The following is a 267-nucleotide window of genomic DNA, read 5'->3' on the forward strand; positions in this document are numbered from 1 at the left end:
TCCGGTCCTCTGCGCGGGATTGAGTACGCAGAGGATGACTTTGCGGAGCTTCAGGTTCGACGCAGTACCGTCGTCCCCTCTGGTGGATTATCTGAGTAAGTCAATTGCGGGATTCCTTCCGGCTTGCTCACAAGATGATCATCGTTGGGATCAGGCCATGTACTGCCCGCCGTTGACGGACAGGGTCGAGCCGGTGACGAAGCCGGCCTCGTCGGCGGCCAGGAAGAGCACGCTGCGGGCGATCTCCTCCGCCTCGCCGAGGCGTCC

1 protein-coding gene is annotated in these 267 nt (G+C 62.2%); it reads right to left on the reverse strand.

Annotated features, from left to right (window positions below; all coding sequences use genetic code 11):
- Nucleotides 1–150: 150 nt before the first annotated feature.
- Nucleotides 151–267, reverse strand: a 117-nt coding sequence (locus KBI52_RS00305) for an SDR family oxidoreductase (RefSeq protein WP_210804729.1), incomplete at its 5' end; no start/stop codon positions are given.

This window comes from Microvirga sp. HBU67558, assembly GCF_018069605.1.
GTDB lineage: Bacteria > Pseudomonadota > Alphaproteobacteria > Rhizobiales > Beijerinckiaceae > Microvirga > Microvirga terrae.